Annotated in this window: 16 protein-coding genes; 10 read left to right on the forward strand and 6 right to left on the reverse strand. The window is 39.6% G+C overall.

The genetic code is table 11. The annotated features are described in order from the left end of the window. The first annotated feature begins 61 nt into the window (after positions 1-61). The 8 genes from HMPREF9969_RS06670 (at position 62) to pyrF (ending at position 7,578) form a co-directional block, all read left to right on the forward strand. The gene (locus HMPREF9969_RS06670; protein WP_009435105.1) at positions 62-1,009 is read left to right on the forward strand and encodes a PhoH family protein; all 948 of its coding nucleotides are present in this window, start codon (positions 62-64) and stop codon (positions 1,007-1,009) included. Between the two features lie 21 nt (positions 1,010-1,030). Beyond that, positions 1,031-1,981 carry a phosphoribosylaminoimidazolesuccinocarboxamide synthase gene (locus HMPREF9969_RS06675; protein ID WP_009435113.1) on the forward strand — a complete coding sequence of 317 codons (951 nt, stop codon included), beginning with the start codon at positions 1,031-1,033 and terminating at the stop codon, positions 1,979-1,981. 142 nt (positions 1,982-2,123) lie between these two features. After that, positions 2,124-2,858 carry a bifunctional demethylmenaquinone methyltransferase/2-methoxy-6-polyprenyl-1,4-benzoquinol methylase UbiE gene (ubiE, locus tag HMPREF9969_RS06680; protein WP_009435109.1) on the forward strand — a complete coding sequence of 245 codons (735 nt, stop codon included), beginning with the start codon at positions 2,124-2,126 and terminating at the stop codon, positions 2,856-2,858. Between the two features lie 64 nt (positions 2,859-2,922). Beyond that, positions 2,923-3,675: a shikimate dehydrogenase family protein gene (locus HMPREF9969_RS06685; RefSeq protein ID WP_009435118.1), complete on the forward strand. Its 753-nt coding sequence runs from the start codon at positions 2,923-2,925 to the stop codon at positions 3,673-3,675. A 59-nt stretch (positions 3,676-3,734) separates the two neighbouring features. Further along, a complete protein-coding gene (locus tag HMPREF9969_RS06690) occupies positions 3,735-4,898 on the forward strand; it encodes an AIR synthase-related protein (protein ID WP_036895364.1) in 1,164 nt (387 codons plus the stop codon). 106 nt (positions 4,899-5,004) lie between these two features. Further along, entirely contained in the window at positions 5,005-6,117 is a 1,113-nt protein-coding gene (gene prfA, locus HMPREF9969_RS06695) for a peptide chain release factor 1 (protein ID WP_004383527.1), read from the forward strand. Positions 6,118-6,138: 21 nt separating this feature from the next. Beyond that, entirely contained in the window at positions 6,139-6,621 is a 483-nt protein-coding gene (locus HMPREF9969_RS06700) for a flagellar biosynthesis protein FliQ (protein WP_009435123.1), read from the forward strand. Between the two features lie 132 nt (positions 6,622-6,753). Further along, complete coding sequence (gene pyrF, locus HMPREF9969_RS06705) at positions 6,754-7,578, forward strand: orotidine-5'-phosphate decarboxylase (protein ID WP_004383524.1); 825 nt, start codon at positions 6,754-6,756, stop codon at positions 7,576-7,578. A 195-nt stretch (positions 7,579-7,773) separates the two neighbouring features. On the opposite strand, the gene dapA is transcribed toward pyrF, so the two are convergent. The 4 genes from dapA to HMPREF9969_RS06725 form a co-directional block, all read right to left on the reverse strand. Beyond that, a complete protein-coding gene (gene dapA, locus HMPREF9969_RS06710; RefSeq protein ID WP_009435096.1) occupies positions 7,774-8,658 on the reverse strand; it encodes a 4-hydroxy-tetrahydrodipicolinate synthase in 885 nt (294 codons plus the stop codon). A 302-nt stretch (positions 8,659-8,960) separates the two neighbouring features. After that, entirely contained in the window at positions 8,961-9,887 is a 927-nt protein-coding gene (locus tag HMPREF9969_RS06715) for an EamA family transporter (protein WP_009435110.1), read from the reverse strand. 11 nt (positions 9,888-9,898) lie between these two features. Continuing rightward, positions 9,899-10,660 (reverse strand): tRNA pseudouridine(38-40) synthase TruA, encoded by a 762-nt coding sequence (gene truA, locus HMPREF9969_RS06720; RefSeq protein WP_009435093.1) that lies wholly within the window; start codon positions 10,658-10,660, stop codon positions 9,899-9,901. Between the two features lie 25 nt (positions 10,661-10,685). After that, positions 10,686-12,230 (reverse strand): ComEC/Rec2 family competence protein, encoded by a 1,545-nt coding sequence (locus tag HMPREF9969_RS06725; protein WP_009435092.1) that lies wholly within the window; start codon positions 12,228-12,230, stop codon positions 10,686-10,688. Positions 12,231-12,351: 121 nt separating this feature from the next. Here HMPREF9969_RS06725 and HMPREF9969_RS06730 point away from each other — a divergent pair, with 121 nt between their 5' ends. Next, positions 12,352-13,191 carry an EFR1 family ferrodoxin gene (locus tag HMPREF9969_RS06730; RefSeq protein WP_009435107.1) on the forward strand — a complete coding sequence of 280 codons (840 nt, stop codon included), beginning with the start codon at positions 12,352-12,354 and terminating at the stop codon, positions 13,189-13,191. Between the two features lie 17 nt (positions 13,192-13,208). Further along, on the forward strand, positions 13,209-15,023 hold the full coding sequence (locus tag HMPREF9969_RS06735; RefSeq protein ID WP_009435104.1) for a M6 family metalloprotease domain-containing protein: 1,815 nt from the start codon (positions 13,209-13,211) through the stop codon (positions 15,021-15,023). A 361-nt stretch (positions 15,024-15,384) separates the two neighbouring features. Here HMPREF9969_RS06735 and HMPREF9969_RS06740 read toward each other — a convergent pair whose 3' ends face one another. Continuing rightward, positions 15,385-17,532, reverse strand: coding sequence for a SurA N-terminal domain-containing protein (locus HMPREF9969_RS06740; protein WP_009435112.1), 2,148 nt, complete (start codon positions 17,530-17,532; stop codon positions 15,385-15,387). A 101-nt stretch (positions 17,533-17,633) separates the two neighbouring features. Beyond that, a complete protein-coding gene (locus HMPREF9969_RS06745) occupies positions 17,634-18,899 on the reverse strand; it encodes a hemolysin family protein (RefSeq protein ID WP_009435089.1) in 1,266 nt (421 codons plus the stop codon). Between the last annotated feature and the right edge of the window lie 2 nt (positions 18,900-18,901).

The raw sequence follows: 18,901 nt of genomic DNA on the forward strand, positions 1-18,901 counted from the left end.
TATTTGCAGGTATCACTAATTTATAGTAACTTTGTCACCATAATATATAAAACAGACAGCATTGATAGAAAAGCATATAGTTCTTGAGGACATAGACCCTGTAGTCTTCTATGGAGTTAGCAACGGGCATCTCCAAATGATTAAGTCCCTCTTCCCTAAGTTGAGAATCGTTGCACGAGATAATGTTATCCGTATCTTGGGTGACGAGGAAGAGATGGCGAAAATAGAAGAGGACATTGAGACTATGCGCAAGCATATTGTAAGGTATAACACCATTACAGAAGAGGACATCCTTGACATCGTGAAAGGTCGGAAAACGAAGGCTGATGCGGTGAAGGACGTCCTTGTTTATTCTGTATCAGGCAGACCTATCAAAGGTAGATCCGAAAATCAACAACAGCTAATAGATGCCTTTGATAAGCATGATATGATATTTGCCGTTGGACCAGCTGGAACAGGTAAGACGTATCTAAGCATTGCCTTAGCTGTTAAAGCACTAAAGGAGAAGGCTGCAAAGAAGATTATTCTTTCACGTCCAGCAGTTGAGGCTGGTGAGAAACTAGGATTCTTACCAGGTGATATGAAGGATAAGATAGATCCATATCTACAGCCCTTATACGATGCTTTGGAGGATATGATCCCTGCAGTTAAGCTACAAGATATGATGGATAAACATATTATTCAGATTGCGCCATTAGCTTTTATGCGAGGTCGAACACTGAGTGATGCTGTAGTTATTCTCGATGAAGCGCAAAACACTACACCTGCTCAAATCCGTATGTTCCTTACTCGTATGGGATGGAATACAAAGATGATTATTACAGGTGACTTGACACAGATAGACTTGCCACACGCTGAGAAGAGTGGATTGAAAGAAGCTCTCTCTATCTTAAATCATGTAGAAGGTATATCTGTTATCAATCTCGATAAAAAAGATATTGTTAGACACAAACTAGTTACGCGTATCGTCAATGCTTATGAAGCACACGATAAGGCGGACAAGAGATAGGACTCTATAAACATAAAAACAATGAAAGCATTAACAAAAACTGAATTCCATTTTGATGGACAGAAGAGTGTGTATCACGGCAAAGTACGTGATGTGTATGACATCAACGACGACCTTATCGTCATGGTAGCTACCGACAGAATCTCTGCATTCGATGTCGTATTACCAAAAGGAATACCATTCAAAGGACAGGTTCTGAATCAGATTGCAAGCAAGTTCCTTGACTTGACAGCTGATATCTGCCCTAACTGGAAGTTAGCAACACCTGATCCAATGGTAACCGTTGGTCTGAAGTGTGAAGGCTTTCGTGTTGAAATGATTATCCGCTCCATTCTTACAGGTTCTGCATGGCGTGCCTATAAAGATGGATGCCGTGAAATTTGTGGCGTAAAGCTACCTGATGGTATGCGTGAGAATGAGCGTTTTCCAGAACCAATCGTAACTCCAACGACGAAAGCTGACGAGGGGCATGATATGAATATCTCTAAGGAAGAGATTATCAAACAGGGTATCGTTTCTGCAGAAGATTATGCAATCATCGAAGATTGGACACGCAAACTATTTGCACGTGGTCAGGAGATTGCAGCTAAGCAAGGCTTGATTCTTGTTGATACAAAGTATGAGTTCGGTAAACGTGATGGACAATGCTACCTCATTGATGAGATTCACACACCAGACTCAAGCCGTTACTTCTATGCAGAAGGCTACGAAGAGAAGTTTGAGAAGGGCGAACCTCAAAAGCAGCTTTCAAAGGAATTTGTACGCCAGTGGCTTATCGAGCACAACTTCATGAATGAACCAGGTCAAACTATGCCAGAGATTACAGACGAATATGCCGAGAGCGTCAGCGAACGTTACATTGAGCTTTACGAGCATATCACTGGTGAGAAGTTTGATAAAGCAGCTGAAGAAGGTGATATTGCTGCACGTATCGAGAAGAACGTTAAAGAATATCTAGCTTCTAGAAAGTAACTAATTGAGGAAAGAAAGGAGTTAAGGTAGTTAAGAAAGGAAAATAATCTCTAACACTTCCTATGCCTATCAACAAAGCATATGGCATTAACCTTTTCAACTCCCTTAACTCCTTCCAAATTCCTTAACCTCCAAATAGAACATGTACGAACAGGAGAAGATAATACCCTATAATGGTAAAGGTGAGAAAAGCAAACTTGTCGAAGAGATGTTTGATAAGATTGCACCAACTTACGACACTTTAAATCATAGACTCTCATGGGATATTGATAAAGGGTGGCGAAAGAAAGCTATTAAGCAACTACAGCCTTATCATCCACAATTAATGCTTGATATTGCAACTGGTACTGGAGACTTTGCCATCCTTGCAGCAAAGGAACTCTCTCCAAGTCATCTTATCGGAGCAGACATATCAGAAGGTATGATGGCTATCGGTCGTGAGAAGGTCAAAAAGGCAGGACTTAATGATGTCATCTCTTTCCAAAAGGAGGATTGTCTCAACCTATCTTTCCCTGATGACACATTTGATGCTGTTACTGCAGCCTTTGGTATCCGTAACTTTCAAAATCTCGACAAAGGACTCACCGAGATCTGTCGTGTATTAAAGAAAGGTGGACATTTGAGCATTGTAGAACTGACAACGCCTGTTAGCTTCCCAATGAAACAACTCTTCCGTATATACTCCAACACCATCTTACTCAATTATGCAAAGTTTATCTCCAAAGACAAGAGTGCTTACGAGTATCTCAACAAGACAGTTGAGGCATTCCCACAAGGTGAACGTATGATGGAGATATTTCATAAAGCAGGATTCGCCAAAAGCTCGTTTAGACGATTGACATTCGGAATATGCACGATGTATCTAGCCGAAAAGTAAATGAGACTATAGCAACATAGTTCTTTCTCTCACAAAATACAAACTCATAGAACAAGTTTAAAACATGGATAAGTACGGACTTATAGGTTATCCTTTGGGACATTCCTTTTCTATAGGGTACTTTAATGAGAAGTTTGATAATGAGAATATCAATGCTCGTTATATAAACTTTGAAATTCCATCTATAGAAGACTTTATTGAGGTTATAGACTCCAATCCAGAACTACGTGGATTGAATGTGACTATCCCATATAAGGAACAAGTTATACCTTATCTCGATAGTCTTAGTCCTGAAGCAACAGCCATTGGAGCCGTTAATGTTATTCGTGTCACCCACAAAGGGAAGAAGACACAACTAAAAGGTTTTAATAGTGATGTGATTGGCTTCACACGTAGTATAGAACCTTTATTAGAGCGTCATCATAAGAAAGCCTTAATACTGGGGACTGGTGGCGCTTCAAAAGCTATAGACTATGGTCTAAGATCTCTTGGACTAGAAACAAAATTTGTCTCTCGTACGAAACGTGATGGCATCTTATGTTACGAAGATATAACAGCTGACATTATTCAGAAGTACAATGTTATTGTGAATTGCACTCCACTAGGTATGTATCCAAATGTTGACTCATGTCCTAAACTTCCCTACGAAGCAATGGATAGTCACACCTTATTATATGATCTACTTTACAATCCAGATGAGACTCTATTCATGACGAAAGGACGTGAACAAGGTGCAGTTGTAAAGAATGGTCTAGAAATGCTCCTATTACAAGCATTTGCTAGTTGGGAGTTCTGGAATGGTGATGAACAACGTTAGCTTACACAAATTATAAACAATAAGATACTGATAAATCTCAACACGACAATTCCTTAGATATGGACAACAGATACATGATGCGCGGCGTAAGTGCTGCCAAAGAAGATGTGCATAATGCCATCAAGAACATTGATAAAGGACTCTACCCACAAGCTTTTTGTAAGATTATTCCAGATATTCTCGGTGGTGATCCAGAGTATTGTAACATTATGCATGCTGATGGAGCTGGCACAAAGTCCTCTCTAGCTTATATGTACTGGAAAGAGACAGGTGATTTGAGCGTATGGCATGGTATAGCACAAGATGCTATCGTCATGAATACAGATGACTTGCTCTGTGTAGGTGCTGTAGATAATATCCTTGTTAGTTCAACGATTGGACGTAACAAAATGCTTGTACCAGGCGAGGTTATTTCAGCCATCATTAACGGAACCGATGAGTTACTTGCTGATATGCGTAAGATGGGAATAGGCATCTACCCTACTGGTGGTGAAACAGCAGATGTAGGTGACCTTGTTCGTACAATTATCGTTGATTCAACCGTTACTTGCCGTATGCGTCGTAAGGATGTTATCGACAATGCGAATATTCGTCCAGGTGACGTCATTGTTGGTCTTTCATCTACAGGTCAGGCAACCTATGAGACCCGTTATAATGGTGGTATGGGAAGCAATGGTTTAACATCAGCACGTCATGATGTTTTTGCTAAATACCTAGCAGAGAATTATCCCGAGAGTTATGACCATGCAGTACCAGAAGAATTAGTTTATAGTGGTAAATACAAACTAACTGATTCTGTTGAAGGGAGTCCTGTTAATGCAGGTGAATTAGTACTCTCTCCTACTCGCACCTACGCTCCTGTTATCAAGAGATTGCTTGATGAGTTGCGCCCTGAAGTACATGGTATGGTACATTGTACTGGTGGTGCACAAACAAAGGTTCTACACTTTGTTGGTGAGAATTGTCGTGTTATTAAAGATAACATGTTCCCAGTTCCTCCTCTCTTCCGTGCTATCAAAGATTGTAGCGGTACTGATTGGAAGGAGATGTATCAGGTGTTCAATATGGGTCATCGTATGGAGATCTATGTTCGTCCGGAAGTTGCAGAACAGGTTATTGCTATTAGTAAGTTCTTTAATATTGATGCACAAGTGATTGGACATATAGAAGAAGGGAAACGTAGCCTAACTATTAAGAGTGAGTTTGGGACATTTGAATATTAATACATCTAAACTTTACACCTTTATCTTTTAGAGGAAAGAGCGACAAACAAACATTAACTTAATATTCTTAACCGCTCAACCTACATTAACATTCCCCATAAAGATTATGATCGATAACAACAACATATTACAGAAACTTGACGGACTAGAAGCCCGTTATGAAGAGGTATCAACACTCATTACTGACCCGAGTGTTATAGCAGACCAGTCACGCTACGTTAAGCTGACAAAGGAATATAAGGATCTTGGCGACATTATGGATGCTCGCAAGCGTTACATCACTTGCCTTACAACCATAAAGGAGGCTAAGGATATCATTGCTAACGAGAGTGATGCAGAGATGAAAGAGATGGCACGTGAGGAACTCGCAGAGAATGAGGAACTGCAGCCAAGACTTGAAGAAGAAATTAAGATTCTACTTGTACCAAAGGATCCAGAAGACGCAAAGAATGTCCAGATGGAGATTCGTGGTGGAGCTGGTGGTGATGAGGCAGCACTCTTTGCAGGCGACCTCTTCAATATGTACAAACGTTATTGCGATAAGAAAGGTTGGAAACTATCAATAACATCTGTATCCGAAGGTGCTGTAGGTGGTTTTAAGGAGATAGATTTCGCTGTAGAAGGTGAGAACGTTTACGGAACACTGAAGTATGAGTCAGGTGTGCACCGTGTACAACGTGTACCAGCAACAGAGACACAAGGACGTATGCACACATCAGCAGCTACAGTAGCAGTGTTACCTGAAGCTGACAAGTTTGAAGTTAATATTAACGAAGGAGATATCAAGTGGGATACCTTCCGTTCGAGTGGTGCTGGTGGTCAGAATGTCAATAAGGTTGAGTCTGGTGTGCGCTTGCGTTACCCATGGAAGAATCCTAATACTGGTGAGGTTGAGGAGATTCTTATTGAATGTACTGAGACCCGCGACCAGCCAAAGAATAAAGAGCGTGCTTTGAGTCGCCTTTATACCTATATATATGATCACGAACACCAAAAGTATATTGATGATATTGCTTCACGTCGTAAGACTCTCGTTTCTACTGGTGATCGTAGTGCCAAGATACGTACTTATAACTTCCCACAAGGACGTGTCACCGACCATCGTATAGGTTTCACGACTCACGACTTACAAGGATTCATGAATGGTGAGATTCAAGAGATGATCGATGCACTGACTGTTGCAGAGAACGCAGAGAAGTTAAAAGAGAACGAATTATAAAACACTTTAAAACATTACAGAATGGAGACAAAACAAAAAAAGCCAGGTAAGTTAGACGTTGATGAAAACTATGATTTAAGATTGGTCAAAACATGGAACCCTGCACTTAGATGGCTACTCACATTGCCAGCAGGACTTATAGCTATGCTCATCATCCAGCTTGCTTATGGGTTCATTGTTCGCCGTATCTTATCAAACTTCGATGAAGCAAGTACTGTTAGTATCATCGTTAATTGCTTCTTCTTATTAGCAAAGTATGCTATGCTTGTCGTGGCAATGACTGCAACAACACCAGTAGCAAGAGCTAAGAAGAAACTTGCATCAATTATATGTGCAATTATTGCTGCAATCATCTTATGCGGTTCAACATTCCTTGTGGTTCATTTTGCAGATAGTATAAACCAAACGATGTTGATATCTACAGTCGTTGCATCTTTACTTGGTATATTGTTTGGCGTATGGCATGTTTCCACTTCTACTTCTAAGCCATTAGAACAAGAGTAAATAGTGAATCAAACAAGATAAGAAGAGATAAAGGTAGGGACAGACACCCTCGTTTGTCCGAAACACGATAAACCGTGTGGGACTAACGAGGGTTTCTTTTCTTTCCTCATGATAATTAATTAAACACCTAATATGAACAGACAACAACTAATCAACGAGATCTTCTCTAAGAAGACTTTTTTGTGTGTCGGACTGGACACTGACATCAATAAAATCCCTGAACACTTGAAAAAGGAGGAGGATCCTATCTTTGCTTTCAACAAGGCAATCATCGATGCAACAGCACCTTATTGCGTTGCCTATAAGCCCAACCTTGCTTTCTATGAATGCTATGGGCTCAAAGGTATGGTTGCTTTCGAAAAGACCATCAAGTATTTAAAGGAGAATCACCCTAATCACTTTATCATTGCCGATGCAAAGCGTGGTGACATTGGCAATACCTCTAAGATGTATGCCCAGACCTTCTTTGAGGAGTATAACCTTGATTCTGTCACGGTTGCCCCTTACATGGGTGAAGACAGTGTGAAGCCCTTCCTTGAGTACGATGGTAAGTGGGTTATCCTTCTCGCACTCACTAGCAATAAAGGTAGTCACGACTTCCAATTAACAGAAGATCAACAAGGCGAACGACTCTTTGAGAAGGTATTAAAGAAGTCGCAAGAATGGGGAACTACAGAGAACCTCATGTATGTAGTTGGTGCAACACAAGGCAAAATGTTTGAGGACATTCGTCGCATAGCTCCCAACCACTTCCTCTTAGTACCAGGCGTTGGTGCACAAGGTGGTAGCCTGCAAGAGGTATGTAAATATGGAATGACAAAGGATTGCGGTTTACTTGTCAATTCTTCTCGTGGTATCATTTACGCTGGCAAGGACAAAGACTTTGCTGAGATGGCAGCCCAGAAAGCAAAGGAGTTGCAACAAGAAATGGCTATTGAGTTAGAAGCTATTAAATAAGCTAGCATAAAGACCAAAAGGATTCAACAAAAAAGCTAACGAACTTTCAATAGCAAGTTGAATAACATTTACAAACATACTATCAAGTAGCTTGTTACGGACTTCAATCCCTACTCACTTTGATAGTATAATTAAAAAGAGATAGAACATTATCGTTCTATCTCTTTTTCACTTTTTATTGTTAAGTCGATTAACTTATATTCTCAATCCCTTCAGAATTTCATTCATCTTCTGCTTTGTCTCTATGCGCGTTGGAACCAAAGGAAGACGGAGCACATTCTCTATCATTCCCATATCATTCAACAGAGCCTTACAACCAGCAGGATTACCATCTACAAAGAGAAGTTTATACAACTCTGTGAACTGATGATGTATCTTTCTTGCTGGCTCATACTCTCCATTAAACTCAAGACGAATCATACGGGAGAACTCCTTAGGAAGTGCATTGCCAATAACCGAGATAACTCCAACTGCACCACTGGCAATCATTGGGAATGTCAAAGCATCATCACCACTAATAACCTCGAAGTGCTTAGGCTTATTCTTGATAATCTCATCAACCTGCTCTAAATTCCCTGAGGCTTCTTTAATAGCAACCACATTATCAAACTCTGACGCAATACGTACAGTTGTCTCTGCGGTCATATTCACACCTACTCTACCTGGCACGTTATACATGACGATGGGTAAAGGACTGGCTTGCGCAATAGCCTTGAAGTGCTGATAAAGTCCCTCTTGACTTGGTTTGTTGTAATAAGGACAGATACTTAGAATACCATCAATCCCCTGCCAGTCTGTCGTCTTTATCTCATCTACAACAGCTGCAGTGTTATTCCCACCGCAATACTTCAAGATAGGTACACGACCATTAACCACCTTCTTTACAACACGTGTCAACTCATCCTTTTCCTCACGAGTCAAGCAAGGAGCCTCGCCTGTTGTCGCTAAAATACAAAAGAAATCAGCACCATTAGCTAATTGATATTCAACTAGACTCACAAGTGCGTCATAATCTATACTACCATCTTCTTTGAAGGGAGTAATTAAGGCTATACCTAATCCATGAAAAACATTCTGCATAGTAAAACTGTCTTAAAGAGACCTTCTACAATTACCCGCCAATGCTAGGTATATTGTAGCTTATATCCTATATATGGTCTAAGAGATAATTTCAATGTTGTTGCAAATATAATAATTAATTACCATTCTTCAAAGGATTTCCCTTTTTATCTTACCTTTGTTACTGAAATGAATTGCCCTTTTATAGGTGACTTAGACCATGTTTGTACTTTAACTTAAACGATGAACGTACTTTAACTTAAACGTCGATTGTACTTTAACTTAAACCTCAATCGTACTTTAACTTAAACGTCAAAAGCATACTAATAAGAACCGATCCAAAGGAAGATCATACCGAGAATGACAAGGCAAAGATCAAGTGCTTTTGCCTTCAAGTTCTTCTCTCTAAAGAGTAATGCTCCACACAGGAACGACACTATAACGGAACCACGACGAACCATAGATACGATTGAAATCATTGCGCCTGGTAAGGAGAGGGCATAGAAATAAGCAAAGTCTGCCATCGACAAAAAGATAGAGATGAGTAAGATGCTCCATTTCCAAGAAAACTTAACTTGAGTATCAGTCCCGCCCTTGCGCTTGTATAAGTAGATAAGGAGAACTATTGCCATCATCAAGCATTGGTAAATATTGTACCAACTTTGTGCCAACATACGATCCATCCCCACTCCACCACTCTCTGTACTTGCCATTAAGTATTTGTCTAACAAGCCACTACAAGTACCCATTAAAGCCGCTAATAATAAGAAGAGTATCCACTTATTATGCTTGAAGTCTATACCTTCTTTCTTACCACTTCGAGCCAAAAGGAATAAGGAGATAATAGCGAATATTACACCTATCCATTGCCATACATTTAAACGTTCTCCGAACACAACCATTGCTCCCACTAATGTCATAACCGGACGTGTGGCATTAATAGGACCTACAATCGTTAAGGGGAGATGGGCTATGGCAAAATAACCAAATACCCAAGATAACAAGACAATTACACTCTTCAGTATGATCCACTTATGCATTCCCCATCCTCCTACTCCAACTTGCAGAACGCTCCCTTCTAATAAGTTCGTATATTGTGAGAGCAATATAAGTGGGATGAAGATGAGGGAACAAAATAATGTGTTAAGAAATAAGACGGGAATAACATCATTACCTTTCAAAGAATACTTCTTTGAGGTATCGTACAATCCGAGCAAAGTTGCAGAGATAAATGCTAAGATAATCCACATAAAAGTCTACTTTAATATTTTATATCCCACAAGAAAAGGGCATTGCCTGGCATGCTCTCACCCGCATCACTTCTTGCCCCATTATTGACAATAGCTTGAAACTCCTCTAAGGATAACCTTCCTCTTCCAACATCAACTAAAGTTCCAACCACAGAACGTACCATATTGCGTAAGAAGCGATTAGCCGATATAACAAAACACCAATTAGTGACCTTATCAGAAGTTACTAATGCTTGTTCCGCCTTACATGGAATCCAACGTGCTTCTGTCAGATTGCAGATGGTTGTCTTTACATCCGCACCTGTCTTGCAAAAACATTTGAAGTCTTTTTCTCCTATCAGATAGTCGGCTGCCTCATTCATTTTATCAAAATCCAACGGATAGTGAATCTCACATGAATATTGGCGTGAGAAGGGCTGCTTCGTTGTATGTACATAATAATGATAGGTACGGGATGTTGCGGAGAATCGTGCATGTAAGTCTTCACTCACAGGCACAATCTGACTAACAGAGACATCACGGGGTAACAATCGATTGAGCTTATAAACCAGTTGCTGGCAATCTATAGTCTTATCTGTATCAAAGTGAGCAACCATCATCCGTCCATGTACACCCGCATCTGTACGCCCTGCCCCAGTTATACTAACCTCTTCACGCAAAAGAGTTGATAAGGAACGTTCCAGTACTTCTTGAACAGATATACCATTAGGTTGTATTTGCCAACCATGATAGGCTGTCCCATCATAGGATAGTGTTATAAAATATCGCTGCATAATTGCGTGCAAAGGTACACAAAAATTAGCTAAACTCTGTCTTGCCAATATAAAAACTCCATAATCTCCAAGCTGTCAACAATGCCACATAATAAAGGATAATATGAAGGGAGGAAATATGAATTTGCTCCATGCTAGCACCTGGCAGACAGGCAAACCAATGTAGAGTGTTGTTCAACCATTCGATAGTTGTAGAAAGGCACTTGCTAATAAACAAAGATAAAGAGGATAATGGAGCGAATAAGAACAATAAACCTGTCATGTAAATGATTAGAGTTGTACAGGGCACTGCTATCAAACTACAAGGAAGTGAGACGAGTGACACTCTGTCAAAGTAATAGGCAATTAGAGGTAGGGTTCCTAACTGGGCTGCCACGGATAATGCTATCATTGAGCATAGCCAACGCATGATAGTAAAGTGCAGAAGTTTTCCCTTTCGAAACGTCACTATCAGGAGTGGATAGAATAGTATGATACTCCAAACTGAAGCAAAAGATAACTGAAAACCTATGTCAAACAAATGATAAGGATTAAGAACAAGCATGATAAAGGCTGTTAATGACAGGGCATTCACTGATAGACGCTCCCTATTTAAGAGGGTAACAAACGAATAGATAGATAACATCATTGCAGAACGCACAACAGAGGGAGAAGCCCCCACTAACATAACGAAGAGCCAAACGCCAAATAGGATGATTGGCTCCGTTGTAAACTTACTACGAAAGAAGGGAAACAACCTACTACATCCTCCCATTATAAGAACAAGCATGCCATAGATGATGGTTAGATGTAAGCCCGACAAGGCTAACACATGACTTACACCAGTTATTGAATAATCTTCTTTTAAGTTCTTATTTAATAGAGTTTTATCACCAACAGTCATTGCCGTAACTATAGCCAAATTATCACCTTTAAGATTCTTCTTTAATTGGCTTAACACCTTATGCTGATAGCGTCGGAAAGCAATAGAAAGTCGCTGGGACAAATTGAGTTTATCAAGGCGAATTTGTTTCTTTTGCCATTGGTTATAGTAAATGAAAGTCTCGGCAACATAGTCATGCAGTCTTAACCATCTAGCATAATCAAAACTCCCACCTAAAAGATTCGTTGGCTCGGTAAGACGGGCGGAAGCAATAATACCATCACCTACATGTAAATGCTTATAATTGTTTGTCAAACTATCACGTAATATTCTTGCTTTTATCTTCATTGGCTTTGACTGACTAACAACTAACAAGTCTGCCTGGATAACCTTCCCCACCACAACAGGCTCTGTTAGTAAAACAGCCTCAAAGGTTATCTCCCTTTGTGGTAAGCTGACATGATTAACTCGTTCTTTCGCCGTGAAGAAGGTAGCCCCCAATAGGAAGACAGAAAGCAGAAGCAATGCACTTTGAATGTATCTCCAACGCCATGAAAGTATTGTCAAAATGATTGCTAACAATAGGAAACCACACCAATAATATAGTGTGATAGAATTGCTCGCAAACTGTCCCATAAAGATTCCGAAACCAAATGGTATAAGCAACTTAACAAAGGGATACATCTTCAAGTCTACTTTCTCCTTCATCGTGTTCTATATTCATGTATTGTTCACAAATATAGGCAATTATAATGAAAAATCAAAGTAAATGTGCTAGTTAGCTATTATTAATCTTGTTAGATTTATAAATAATGACTACCTTTGTCACATGATTTTCTATTTCTCTGGCACAGGTAATAGTCAATGGGCAGCGAAGACGTTAGCTTTACAAACCCAAGATGAGTTATATTCTATCGCTGAAATCATTAAAACCGATTGTACGTTTCAATTAAAGAAAGGCGAGCAAGTTGGTTTTGTCTTTCCTGTACATGGATGGAGAGTGCCACGCATCGTTAGGGTATTCCTACAGAAACTTAAACTTACAGATGAAGAGGATCAACCACTAAAGCATCATTGTTTCTGCTTAATGACCGCAGGAGACACAATAGCCAAAGCTATGGAACGATTCCAACAGCACCTGCATGAAGTTCCTATTGGAAGGATGTTAGAACTTGACCTTGTTGGTTCCGTCATCATGCCTGAGTCGTATGTGGGCTTACCAGGTATGGATGTTGACACAAAGGAGAAAGAACTCGAAAAGAAGCAAGCCGCAGAGATCTATTTAAGAGATTTCGGAAAGAAGATCATTCAGAAACTGAAAGAGGATGATTATAAGCCTTGTGGTTGGAAGGAACTCACGGTTGGTCCACTACCCTGGTTCTTCTCAGTCCCTGTAGGTGGTTTCTTTGAGCGGTTCCTCATCACCGACAAACCCTTTCATGTGGATCATCAACGTTGTGTCAAATGCGGCATCTGTGCTAACGTCTGTCCTGTTGCTGATATAAAAGGCGGCTTAGGTTACGAACCCGAATGGTTGCACAACAAGAAGTGCCTCACCTGCTTCGCCTGTTACCATCATTGTCCACATCATGCTATAGAATATGGCAAGCGTACAGTGAAGAAGGGACAGTACTTCTATAATAGATACAAAGTAAAAGAGAATATTTAAATTAATTAATAACGAATATGACATTCAACTTTAAACGAATATGTCTCGGTGTATGCCTATGTTTAAGTTCCATAGGCGTTTGGGGTGCTAAGGCAAATTCGATTCCAGTACAAGTCAGACAGTCGGATGGAACAACTATCACCGTAATACTACGTGGTGATGAACACATCAACTGGTACACCACACTTGATGGTGTATTGCTTGTGCAAGCGGCAGACAATAGCTATTATGTAGGAAAGGTAACTAAGGATGGGCGTCTCATTGCTACTCAACAACTCGCACACGAAGCAGCATGGCGTTCGAACGCAGAGACTAACCTCATTAGTAAGCAAGATAAGGATAAGTTCTACTCTTATGTATCTAAGGTTGCAGAGCAGTCTGAGAACTCATACAATAACAGACCATTAACACGAGTAACAGTAGATTCAGGTTATGGTGGTGTACCTTACTTCCCTCACACAGGAAGCCCTAAAGCTCTTGTTATCCTCGCAGAGTTTGCTGATACAACCTTCACGATTCAGAATACAAAGCAAGTATTTACTAATTACTTGATGAACGAAGGTCATTTTACAGAGACTGCCTATGCACAAAACAGGAACTATAAAGGTGTACGTGGATACTTTAAGGATTGTAGTTATGGACAATTCACCCCTACATTTGATGTTGTTGGTCCTGTAAAGTTACCAAAACCACAGACTTATTATGGAGCTGGGAATGATAATATAACAGACTTGATGACTGACGCTTGTAATGCTGTTGATAATGAAGTAGACTTCTCACAATACGATGCAAACGGCGATGGATTGGTTGATCTAGTTTATATCATTTACGCAGGTCACTCAGCCAACTATAGAGGGAATGCCTCTACTGACATTTGGCCTAAATCAGGAACGACAATATTATCTAAGACTTTTGATGGTAAAAGTATTCGTCGTTATGGCGTAAGTAATGAACTTGCAGGAAGAGAGAACAAAAAGAAAGAAAAGGAAACAATTAATGGTATAGGGCTCTTCTGCCATGAGTTCTCTCATACACTTGGGCTACCAGATATCTATGCATACAAGACTGATGCAGAAGACCAAAATGATCAAGGTATGGAACTATGGGACCTTATGGATGGTGGTACAGAAGTGCAAGGTGGCAGAGTCCCTTCGCCTTATCTTGCTTGGGAACGTGAGGCTATGGGTTGGATGAGCATAGATACATTAACAACTGATTGCCACATAGCTAATTTAAAGACGATAGATAATGGTGGCAAAGCTTACAAAATCCTTAATCCTTCAGCACCAAACGAATATATAGTATTACAGAGTATTCAAAAGGGAGGATGGTACCAAGGTTGGGGGAATGGTTCTTATCCAAAGGGATTACTTGTTTATCGAATATCATACGCATATAACAAAGTAAACGTATTTGATTTCCCTAATAATGTCAAAGGCAAACCACGTGTAATTGTAGTTCCTGCGGATGGGAAGGTATTATCAGCTCAGAATGCAGGAGGTTCTTGGGATACATATATAACACAACATAATGAAGACCTCTATCCATATAATGGTGTGGATTCAATTAAAGGTTTCAAGATGTTTAATGAGGCAACACTTGACAGATCTATATTTAATATTGTAGAAACAGATGGTGCAAATACCGAAAATAGGTATGTTAGTTTCGACTTTAGAGATAGAATAACAACAGGCATCTATAACACAACAGTTACAGAGCTAACAATATCTGACAACCGCATCTACACGCTCGATGGTCGTTATGTTGGTACAGATAGAAATGCTTTACCTCATGGTATTTATATTCAGAACAGACGTAAGTTTATTAAATAAATAAGTCAAGATAAACTTGAAGAATAAGTAAACGGGTAAGAAGGTAAGGATTTAACTCCTATCATTCTTACCCGTTTTCTCATACCTATAAAGCTACTAATACTATACTTTAAATACTATAAAGGAACAACCTTACAACACACTTGGAAAAACATTACAAGTACTTTGGGTAAATACTACAAAAGGCTTGTAACATCATTGTATATGATGAATTGTCCTTGAAGAGAATTCTTTATTGCTCACAACTAATAGGTTCTTGGGTACACAAAGTATATTCAAACATCACACTAAGATATAGGCAACTTAAAAGGGCATGCCCATGATGGACATGCCCCGTATTTAGTTTGAGTTCCTATTCTAATTAGAAGAAGAGATAACGATTATCAACTACATTTGCCTTGAGGATAAGGTCCTGCATAAAGTTACTCAAGAACTGCATGTTCTGTTGTGCTGCTTGCTGCATTGCCATAGTCTCGTTGTACTTAGAACCAGCACGAAGAGCCTTCTTTACAACTTGGAAAACATATACACCAGCATTACCCTTTACAGGATTCTTAGAGAACTTGCCTGCAGCAGTTGCTGCGACTGCACCTGAGAGAGCAGGCTCTGCAGAACCTGTAGCCTGCACGAAGGCAGGAGCTGCGAAGGTAATTTGACTAACTGTGCTAACCTTAGCACCCTTAGCTTGAGCAGCTGCTATACTATTAACTCCCTTGAGTTTAGCCAACAACTTTTCTGCCTTCTTATCCTTGATTACTTCACGTTTAAGAATCTCCTTAACCTGTGGGTCATCCCAAGAACGATAGCCTTTTGGATGGATAGCAGAAAGAACTATAACCATCAAGTGATCATTGTCACCACATTCATAAAGTGGAGAAACATCGCCTTGCTTAGCATCGAATAGCCACTTAAGTGCATCGCGCGTGCCATGTACACCTGCTACATAATGTTCAGAAGTTGAAACATCGTTAAGAGATTGTACATGATAACCATACTTACTAGCGTTCTTCTCAAGGTCGGCTGCAGTTGTACTCTTAGCAACAAATTCAGAGAACTTATTGTAAGCATCGCTACGTGTTGCCTTAGAGAAATCAATAAGCTTCTTGATAATAGCGGCTGTTGTCTTTGTCTTCATAGCCTTCTTATCAACAACTTGTAGGATAATATTGCCCTGTGTAAGTGCAACATTTTGGATTGCGTTTACTTCACCATTAAGAAGCGCCTCAATGTATGTACGATTATCTTCGCTCATGCTAGGAGCAGCCTCATACTGCTGACCAGTGAACCAAACCTTTTCTCCTGTCTGACCATAACGCTTTGCAATAGCAACGAAATCAGCGCCACCAGCTAATGCCTTCTGTATAGAATCAGCCTTTGCATGAGCCTCTTCAGGAGTATTAGCAGCAACTTGTATCTGACGGAACTGAACAGAATCAGGTAATTGAGCCTTAGACATCACACGAATAATATTCAATGTATTGTCTTGCTTATTCTCTGTTACACCTGTTGTTCCAACAGCAAGAGAATCAATCTTTGAAGCTATGTCAGGATACTGCTGATAGGCCTTGCTACTTACAGGTAAGCCAAGATAAGGAATCATAGAGCCACTCTTGCTAATAACCAATGAAGGGTCAGTAGCTGTAGCAAGCTGCTTTTGAAGCTCGTTCATATCCTTGACAATTGCATTTCTATCAGAAGCACTAGCCTTAATCTGGTAATCAACGAACTTAATGTCACGTGTCTCTGTATTCTGACGGAAAGCTTGTTTCAATTCCTCATACTTAGCTTTAAGATCTTCATCTGTAACCTTTACATCAGCATCTTTTATAGTACTATATGCCAAGGATGCAAGTTGAATATCACTTTCCTCATTATTATCCTTGAATGCCATCTTAGCTTCAGCCTTGTTTGAAAGAACACAGCTAGCTAACAAAGCTTGATACTTCTGACCGAGAAGTTGTGTACGGAGATTCTTCTCTACAAAGAGCCAGTAGTCATAAATCGTCTGCATCTGCTCAAGCTGTGGAGAGTTTGAAGCCTTTGCTTTATTATAACCATCAAGGAACTGTTGGAGTGCATTAATATCAAAACGACCAGTTTGCTGATTTACAAATGGGGTCTGTGCCAATATTGGGTTAGTACCATCGTTTAATACATTTGAAAGTTCCTGTTCTGTAACAGTCAATCCAACCTTCTTTGCATCAGCTTCTAATACACGATTATTAACCAATTGCTGCCAAACCTGATCCTTTACTTGGTTAAGCTCATCCTCGGTAAGATTATCACGTTGCATGGTGAACTTAATTGCAGACTGATATTCATCAATCAACTTTTGATAATCCTGAACGCTAATCTTCTCGCCCAGAATCTCACCAATCTGCTGTCGGGTTTCGCTCTTTATTCCATTGCAAGAGCGGAAAGCTTCTTCAGCTAAGAAAGCAAATAAGGCTAAACCGATAGCGGCTACCAGTATACCTCCTTTGCTTCTAATTTTTCCTAATGCTGCCATTTTTAGATTTATTATTTGATTTTAATTATTCCTTTTGTACAACAAATTGCCCACAAAAATACGAAGAAAAAGGCAATTATCATAATTTTTCATGCACAAACTTAGTCAGTTACATTGACTTTTAGCTTCACAAGTTCAATTTTAGTCATGGTACTCTTGATTATCTTAAATTCATATTGTCCAATGGTTATAATTTCATTGAGTTTAGGGAAACTTTGATAAACATGTAAGATGAGTCCACCTATCGTCATGTAGTCATCACTCTCGGGTAGCTCTAAATCAAACATCTCATTAACCTTGTCTATCTCGAGACGAGCTGAAAGGACATATTCATTGTCCGAAGTCTGCTTAGCTACGTACTTCAAGTTATCGTGCTCATCCTCAATATCTCCAAATATCTCTTCGACAATATCTTCTAATGATACTATGCCACTAGTTCCACCGAATTCATCAACAACGACACCTAGACTCTTCTTCTGTTGAAGGAAGACTTGCATAAGTTTCTGTGCAGCCATTGTCTCTGGTACGAAAGGCATTCGGCGAATATGATCACGCCAATTCTTTGGTGCTCTAAACATCTCTGAAGAGTGGATGTAACCTTTGATATGATCAATGTCACCTTCATAGACTATAATCTTAGAATTACCACTTTCAATAAACATCTGCTGAAGTTCATCAAGCGAACAATTCTCTTCTATGGCATTTATCTCAGTACGTGGAACCATACAATCACGCACTTTGGTATCTTGAAAATCTAAAGCATTTTGAAAGATCTTCACCTCATCCTCAATATCATCTTCGTTCTCAGCATTATCAATAGAACTTTGTACTAAGTAATCAAGATCAACTTTCGTAAACGTTCCATCATTTTCTTTTTCATCTATCTTTACTCCAAAAAGACGCAAAAGAACACGAGCAATAAAAGTTGTAAAACGACTAATAGGCCATAAAACAATAAAGAAGATGTATGCTAAAGGAGCAAAGAAAGTAAGTAATCGGTTAGGATTACTTTTAAATAGAGTCTTTGGCAGGAATTCCCCAGTAAATAAGACAATTAGTGTTGACAATATCGTATCAAGAACAACACGAGTAGCAGGCTCATACGGATGAAAGAGCGTTGCATCGAATAGCTGTGCGAAAAGTATACCATAAACAACTAGTACAATATTGTTTCCAACAAGCATAGTAGATACGAAACCATTTGGATTATTGTAAAACACCGTTAGACATTTTTGTGCTAATCCATTCTTCTCTTTCTCCATCTCAACAAGGAGACGATTACAAGACACGAAGGCTATCTCCATTCCAGAAAAGAATGCAGATAAAACCATTGTGATTATAATTTCTATAATTAAACCTATATCCAATT

Origin of the sequence: Prevotella sp. oral taxon 306 str. F0472 (assembly GCF_000257925.1) — a bacterium.
GTDB classification, from domain to species: Bacteria; Bacteroidota; Bacteroidia; order Bacteroidales; family Bacteroidaceae; genus Prevotella; species Prevotella vespertina.

Excerpts from the sequence above, each read along its gene's own strand:
- HMPREF9969_RS06675 (WP_009435113.1), top strand. The coding sequence starts at position 1,031 with ATGAAAGCATTAACAAAAACTGAATTCCATTTTGATGGACAGAAGAGT.
- ubiE (WP_009435109.1), top strand. The coding sequence starts at position 2,124 with ATGTACGAACAGGAGAAGATAATACCCTATAATGGTAAAGGTGAGAAA.
- HMPREF9969_RS06685 (WP_009435118.1), top strand. The coding sequence starts at position 2,923 with ATGGATAAGTACGGACTTATAGGTTATCCTTTGGGACATTCCTTTTCT.
- HMPREF9969_RS06690 (WP_036895364.1), top strand. The coding sequence starts at position 3,735 with ATGGACAACAGATACATGATGCGCGGCGTAAGTGCTGCCAAAGAAGAT.
- prfA (WP_004383527.1), top strand. The coding sequence starts at position 5,005 with ATGATCGATAACAACAACATATTACAGAAACTTGACGGACTAGAAGCC.
- HMPREF9969_RS06700 (WP_009435123.1), top strand. The coding sequence starts at position 6,139 with ATGGAGACAAAACAAAAAAAGCCAGGTAAGTTAGACGTTGATGAAAAC.
- pyrF (WP_004383524.1), top strand. The coding sequence starts at position 6,754 with ATGAACAGACAACAACTAATCAACGAGATCTTCTCTAAGAAGACTTTT.
- dapA (WP_009435096.1), bottom strand. The coding sequence starts at position 8,658 with ATGCAGAATGTTTTTCATGGATTAGGTATAGCCTTAATTACTCCCTTC.
- HMPREF9969_RS06715 (WP_009435110.1), bottom strand. The coding sequence starts at position 9,887 with ATGTGGATTATCTTAGCATTTATCTCTGCAACTTTGCTCGGATTGTAC.
- truA (WP_009435093.1), bottom strand. The coding sequence starts at position 10,660 with ATGCAGCGATATTTTATAACACTATCCTATGATGGGACAGCCTATCAT.
- HMPREF9969_RS06725 (WP_009435092.1), bottom strand. The coding sequence starts at position 12,230 with ATGAAGGAGAAAGTAGACTTGAAGATGTATCCCTTTGTTAAGTTGCTT.
- HMPREF9969_RS06730 (WP_009435107.1), top strand. The coding sequence starts at position 12,352 with ATGATTTTCTATTTCTCTGGCACAGGTAATAGTCAATGGGCAGCGAAG.
- HMPREF9969_RS06735 (WP_009435104.1), top strand. The coding sequence starts at position 13,209 with ATGACATTCAACTTTAAACGAATATGTCTCGGTGTATGCCTATGTTTA.
- HMPREF9969_RS06740 (WP_009435112.1), bottom strand. The coding sequence starts at position 17,532 with ATGGCAGCATTAGGAAAAATTAGAAGCAAAGGAGGTATACTGGTAGCC.